The organism is Cryobacterium sp. Hh11 (genome assembly GCF_004404045.1).
GTDB lineage: Bacteria > Actinomycetota > Actinomycetes > Actinomycetales > Microbacteriaceae > Cryobacterium > Cryobacterium levicorallinum.
The window spans coordinates 370,326-376,621 of record NZ_SOHF01000015.1 but is presented as its reverse complement, the minus strand read 5'-3'; the positions used below and the strand labels follow the sequence as shown (position 1 = coordinate 376,621).

The window sequence follows — 6,296 nt, the reverse complement described above, 5'->3', positions numbered from 1 at the left end:
TACCGAACTCAACAATCGACCCCGCAAAACACTCGGCGGCATCACACCCGCTCAAGCGATGCAACGACTATTGTCAGAGCCAGAAATACCCATCGTTGCGACGACCGGTTGAATTCGCCTTCGCCTTTCGGGCACTGGCCCGCAGGCTGCTGCACTATGGGGCGATTGTGGTGGCCTGCGACCAGCAGACCATCCAATGGCCATCTTGATGCTCGTAAACATCAGTGTGCCAGGCGCGGAATTCAAGCTCATCGGCTATGCCGACGCTGAGGACTATTCGTGCGATGTATCGCAGAATCATAAGGTTCCCCGACGATTTAACGGAGATTTCTGATTCGGGCTCGAACACAAGGTACTCGAGTCGCTTCGATTCCACGTCGCTGAGATAGGTCGATTTTGTCCGTGTGGATCCGTTGGGCGTCACAAGTTGGTAATCGGGCGCATGGAGGCGCTCCGCAACGGCCATGTCGCGTTCGACGAGCGCGCGAAGTCTCTCTCGCTCGATATTCACCACGGTCGCAGGATCGATGTTCATAAGTCCTGTCTAACAGCAACGGCGACCGCCAGCCTGTGCCGCGGGTGATTGACATACTCGGCGCCGTTTAGCATTGCCCCAGGGGGCCGACCTGGACCTTCTCAAATTCACATGGTGCATGATGAGAGGGATGTTCACTCCTACCCGAGCTGCCGGCCTCGAAACCCTCGGCCTGTTCGTCCCTCATGCGGGGTTAGATTACACGCGAGACCGCAATCACGACACTGGACCCTCCCGTGAAAACGTCTCCGGTCTCTCTCCGTACCTCCGCCACAGACTCCTGACCGAGCGTGAAGTGGTTTCGGCTGTGCTTGAACGGCATCGGTTCGGTGCATGCGAGAAATTTGTGCAGGAAGTCTTCTGGCGGACGTATTGGAAGGGATGGCTCGAACAGAATCCCGAGGTGTGGCGACGGTATCGCCGCGATGTGGCCGAGCCCGGGCTCGCGAGTGACACACGCTCCGGAGGTTACCGCGAAGCCATCGCTGGGCACACCGGCATTGATGCGATGGATGCGTGGGTGCGTGAGCTTGTGGACACCGGATACCTGCACAACCACACCCGCATGTGGTTTGCGAGCATCTGGATCTTCACGCTCGGCCTGCCGTGGCAACTCGGTGCGGACTTCTTCTATCGACACCTTCTTGATGGCGATGCCGCCTCCAACACGCTCTCCTGGCGGTGGGTTGCCGGGCTCCAGACAGCCGGAAAGACCTACCTCGCGACGGCATCGAACATTTCTCGCTACACCGAGGGCCGGTTCTCGCCATCGGGACTCGCCACGTCGGCACGAGCGATCATCGAAGAGCCACTGCCAACGCGGGCACCGATTGCTCCCGCCGAGTCCACCCCATTAGGCGCCCGAGTGGGGCTGTTGCTGCACGAAGAGGATCTGGACGCGGCAAGCCTGCGCGCCGAGTTTTCCTGGTTGGATTCGAACCGCCGACTCGTGGCTATCGCCGGATCCACCGATCCCGACGAGCGCTCGCCCTCCGGCGCCTCGGATGCAGTGCGGCGATTCACGGCATCAGCCCTCGATGACGCTGCCAAGCGGGCCTTAGACGCCCTCGGGCGACCGGGGAGAGTGCTGCCCGACGCGCTCCCCTCCACGGTTCTGAAGTGGGCGGAGTCCGAACGCCTCGATACGGTGGTTATACCGAACGCACCGGTAGGCCCGGTGCAGCAACGGATGCTGACGCTCGGCGCCGCTCTCGCCTCGGAGGGAATAACGGTCACGATCGTCAGGCGGCGCTGGGACACGCTCGCTTGGCCCTACGCCGCGCGCGGGTTCTTCCCTTTCCGCGAGCGTATTCCTGAACTGCTGCGCCAGCAGGGCTTGTAGACCCGGGACCCTGACACAGGGCGACACGATCAGCAGAGTCGAGCATCCGCCGGACACATCACGCGGCACAATGCTTAGAGCGTCGGTAACTGCTTACTAGTCGGTCTGGGGAAATCTGAAAGCTCAAAACCCACACTTCGGAGGTCAACGGGACACCGGCGGTGTTCAGTCAATACTGCGATGTATTTCACAACGCCGTGCCCACATTGGAGGAGCACGCGGAGAGTATCGTTGCAACCTCACATCGTCGAGGAAATGCCCTGTCACCAATGCTTTTCTGGGGATTTCGGCTACTGTCCCTAACCGTGCAGGAGACCCCGCAAGGGTTTCCCTCTGACACGGCCTCAGAGTATTCGACCGTTGCATGGATCAGCCCCAGATCTGTCGTGCTCGATGTCCGTCAAACGAGATGCTGGGGATGCTCTCTCCTGGCCAGGCACTCGACGGCGTACTGCCTCGAACGACACCCCGGGCCTAGGCTCGCGCTAGGTAGAGCGCTCAGGTGTCCGCGAATCGAGGGGTGGTCGAAATGGAATTCAGTGCTCTTTCGTGGTGGATCTTCTGGGTGGTGGTCCAGGTTCTCGTTGTGGTTGGCATCGTCGTGGCTCTGGGGCTTTTCATCCGCTGGGGACGGCGCAAGAGTGCGATTCTGGAGTCAAGCAATCCACGGGAGGGTCACGGGCCCGCTGCCACCGGAAAGTAGCGAGCGCATGGCTGGGCGCGATAAATGCACGCTTCCGATCTGGACAGGCATCATCGTTGCCACCTCGCGGTTTTACTCGACTACGACCGCCTTTCGCTGACCTGCTCTAGCAGCGCAGGCAGTGTTCTGGCGATATAGGGGGACTCGGAGAAGTTCGACTCGGTATACCCGTCGAGAAGCCAAGCTTCAAAGGATCGCTCCCAGGTGTCGAGAATCACACCATCACCTTTCGGGGTGAACGCCGAAACCCCACCTCGAAGTCGTTGCGCACACTCCTCAACGAGGAGATCATTCACCGCATCCAACAGCACATCATCGGTAGGGAACAGGGAACGAGAGGCGGGCGGATGAAGCCCAATCTGTTTGCAAACATCGCTGACCAGCCTCTGATTCACGCCACCGCCGGTCGCGAGGGAGACTCTCGCCGCGACCGTGATCCTGCGCCGAATGGATCCGCGCTGCCGCGCGATCCTCGCCGCTGGACTCACCTCAATGAACCGAAGCCGCTTCCACTCTGGTCGGCACCGATGCGCGCAGAAGATCAGCCGCCTTCTCGCCGATGATGATGGATGGAGCATTCGTGTGCCCCCGGATGATCTCCGGCATGATCGACGCGTCGGCGATGCGAAGTCCCTGCACGCCGCGCACACGCAACTCCGGGTCGACCACTGATCCAGCATCCGATCCCATGCGAGCGGTGCTCGTCGGGTGGTAGAGGGTCTGTGAGAACTCATCGATCACCGTGGCATCACGCTCGGCCGCTGTCTGAGCATCCGACCCGGCGGGTTGGATGAACTTGCCGTCAGTCCGCGTTGGAGCGAACGCCGTGGCGGCAAGAATACGCTCGCACACGCCGAGGCCCGCGAGTAAAGTGTCACGGTCTTCTCCGTTCGGATCGCCCAGGTAATTCGGATCGATCAGCGGTTTCGCGAGCGGATCGGCGGAGGCGAGTCGCACGCTTCCGAGGCTCTTGGGCCGCAGCAGAATAGCGCCGACACTGACGCCGTGCCGCGGCGCGGCCACGAGCCCCTCACCGATATATGGCACGGCGGCGAAGAGCACCTCGATGTCGGGGAAGGCGAGCGATGGGTCGGTCTTGACGAAACCGTACGCCTCCGCAACGTTGGAGGTGAGCATGCCGCGCTGCTGCGAGACGAAGTCGTTGAGCTGCTCCTCGGTCTCGGCACCGAAGAGGGTGTCATCGTCGGTCTCGACTGCCAGCGCCGCGAACAGGTGGTCGCGCATGTTCAATCCGACCTCCGGAGCATCGACGAGCAAGGTGATTCCGAAGGAGCGGAGGTGCGTCGCATCGCCGATGCCCGACAGCATGAGCAACTGCGGTGTGTTCACCGCTCCGCCGCTCAGCACGATCTCGCGGCGCGCGAAGACCGAGGTCGGGGTGCCCTCGCTGAGGTACTCGACACCGACAGCGCGGGTTCCGTCGAACAGCACTCGAGTGGCGTGTGCCCCGGTGCGAACGACCAGGTTGGAGCGCTCGGCTGCCGGCGCAAGGTAGGCGGCCGACGTGTTGTGCCGCATGCCGCCACGCTGGCTCACCATCGTTTGACTGACCCCTTCCGGGTTTGCCGAGTTCGGCGCGACAAGTGGCATTCCGACCTCGGCGGCAGCCTCAAGAAAGGTTGCGGTATGCGATCGAGGACTGCGTTGGTGCGAGATCGAATTCGCGCCGTCCGTGCCTTGGTCGGGATCGCTGTTGCCCTCCACTGCCTCCGCCTTGCGGAAATACGGCAGGAGCGCCTCGTACGACCAGCCGTCCCCGGCGAGCCTTGCCCAGTTGTCATAGTCGGCAGCGAATCCGCGCACCCACATCATGGCGTTCAGGGAGGATGAGCCGCCGAGCACCTTGCCACGTGGCCAGTAGATCGACCTCCCCGTTAGCTCGGCCTGCGGCTCGGTCTGGTAGTTCCAGTCGGCATCGGACTTGAACAGCTTCGGGAACGCGGCCGGGATGACGATTTCCTGCTTATCGTCGACACCACCGGCTTCGAGCAGCAGAACGGAGATACTCGCGTCTTCGGTGAGTCGAGCTGCGACAGCTGCTCCGGCCGATCCTGCACCGACGACGATGTAGTCGAATTCTTCAGCGTTGGTACTCATACGAGCGCTCCTTTTGACCGCAGATCCTTGCGCAGGATCTTGCCTGACGCCGACTTCGGGATGAAGTCGATCATTTCCACCTGTCGAACCTTCTTATGCGGGGCTACCCGATCGGCGACCCACATCATGATCTCCTCCCCGGTGAGCGTGGCCTCCGGTTGCAGTCTCAGGAATGCTTTTGGCACCTCTTCACCATCCGCGTCGATCACACCGATGACTGCGGCGTCGGCGATTTGGGGATGCCCCAGCAACAACGACTCAAGCTCTGCGGGCGCGACCTGATATCCCTTGTATTTGATGAGCTCTTTGAGCCGGTCAACGACAGTCACGTACCCCTCGGCGCTCACCGTTGCGATATCGCCGGTGTGCAGAAAACCGTCGGCGTCGATGGTCGCCCGGGTTGCTTCATCGTTTCCGAGGTAGCCCACCATTATGTTCGGGCCGCGGCACAGCAATTCGCCGGGCTCACTCACGCCCACGGCCGGGATCTCGATGTCGTCTCCGGTGAGCGGGTCAACGATACGGCACTGCACGTTTGGCACCGTCAGACCGACCGAGTTCAGGGGAATGTCGGTTCGACCTCGGGGTGAGGCATGCGATACCGGGCTCATCTCGGTCATTCCATAGCCTTGGAGAACCTCGCAATTCAGGCGCTCGGCAACAGCGCCGCCGACGATGCCGTCCAGGGGCGCCGCCCCCGAGAACACCGTGCGCAGGCTCGACAGGTCAAATTCGCTCACCAGCGGATGCTTCGCAAGCGCCACCGCGATGGGAGGAGCGATGAAGACGTAGGTGATGCGCTCGGACTGGATGAGACTGAGGAAATCAGTCAGATCGAATCGTGCCATGGTCACGAGGGTGCTTCGTTGTGCCAGAGAGATGTTGAGCAACACCGTCATGCCGTAGATGTGGAAGAACGGCAGCACAGCCAGAACGCGATCATCGGCGCTCACGCCGATGATGGGTGCCGACTGCGCAACATTGGCCACGAGATTGCGGTGGGTGAGCATGACGCCCTTGGCCTTGCCCGTCGTGCCCGAACTGTATGGCAGCACGGCCAGGTGCGTTGCCGGATCGAAATGTACCTCGGGCGCGGGATGCGCCTCCGCGATCAGGTCGGCCAGACTCGTGCTCCCGCTGACCTCATCGATGCTGATGATGTTGTCTGCTGCCACACCGGCGAGATCGCCGGCTTCCGCAGAGACGGCGAACAGCGTATCCGCTGCGATGATGGCTACCGCTTTGGAGTCGGCCAGCTGCGTGGCCATCTCACCGGCCGTCGACAGTGCGTTGACGGTCGTCGCCGTAGCGCCAGCTCGTAGAATGCCATGGAACGCCACGGCGAAAGCGGATCGGTTCGGGGAGTGCAGCGCCACGACGCTACCCACACCGATGCCACGAGCGGCGAGTGCCCCCGCAACTGCTTCGATCTGGCGCACCAACTCGCCGTACGTGGTGGTCTCACGGGTCGCCCCGTCGACGAGGGCAATGTGGTTCGCGGATGCGACTTCGAGTGAACCGAAGAGGTGGTCAAAGACGCTGAGATTGGGGATTTCGACGTCGGGAAAGGGACTGGTGAACACGGCGGCTCGCCTTCT

General features: G+C 61.9%; 4 protein-coding genes. 1 reads left to right on the top strand and 3 read right to left on the bottom strand.

The window, feature by feature from the left end:
- Positions 1-154 precede the first annotated feature (154 nt).
- Complete coding sequence (locus tag E3T46_RS07150; RefSeq protein ID WP_134577982.1) at positions 155-535, bottom strand: nuclear transport factor 2 family protein; 381 nt, start codon at positions 533-535, stop codon at positions 155-157.
- 118 nt (positions 536-653) lie between these two features.
- On the opposite strand from E3T46_RS07150, the gene E3T46_RS07145 reads away from it, so the two are divergent.
- Positions 654-1,877 carry an FAD-binding domain-containing protein gene (locus E3T46_RS07145; protein ID WP_347232610.1) on the top strand — a complete coding sequence of 408 codons (1,224 nt, stop codon included), beginning with the start codon at positions 654-656 and terminating at the stop codon, positions 1,875-1,877.
- Between the two features lie 1,192 nt (positions 1,878-3,069).
- Here E3T46_RS07145 and E3T46_RS07140 read toward each other — a convergent pair.
- Together E3T46_RS07140 and E3T46_RS07135 are read right to left on the bottom strand one after the other, a co-directional pair.
- Positions 3,070-4,698, bottom strand: coding sequence for a GMC family oxidoreductase N-terminal domain-containing protein (locus tag E3T46_RS07140; RefSeq protein WP_134577980.1), 1,629 nt, complete (start codon positions 4,696-4,698; stop codon positions 3,070-3,072).
- Positions 4,695-6,281 (bottom strand): AMP-binding protein, encoded by a 1,587-nt coding sequence (locus E3T46_RS07135; RefSeq protein WP_134577979.1) that lies wholly within the window; start codon positions 6,279-6,281, stop codon positions 4,695-4,697. Before E3T46_RS07135 ends, E3T46_RS07140 begins: the two co-directional genes overlap by 4 nt.
- Between the last annotated feature and the right edge of the window lie 15 nt (positions 6,282-6,296).

What these genes read in the sequence shown, in the direction of transcription:
- E3T46_RS07145 (WP_347232610.1), top strand. Translation starts at nt 654, where the DNA reads ATGATGAGAGGGATGTTCACTCCTACCCGAGCTGCCGGCCTCGAAACC.
- E3T46_RS07140 (WP_134577980.1), bottom strand. Translation starts at nt 4,698, where the DNA reads ATGAGTACCAACGCTGAAGAATTCGACTACATCGTCGTCGGTGCAGGA.
- E3T46_RS07150 (WP_134577982.1), bottom strand. Translation starts at nt 535, where the DNA reads ATGAACATCGATCCTGCGACCGTGGTGAATATCGAGCGAGAGAGACTT.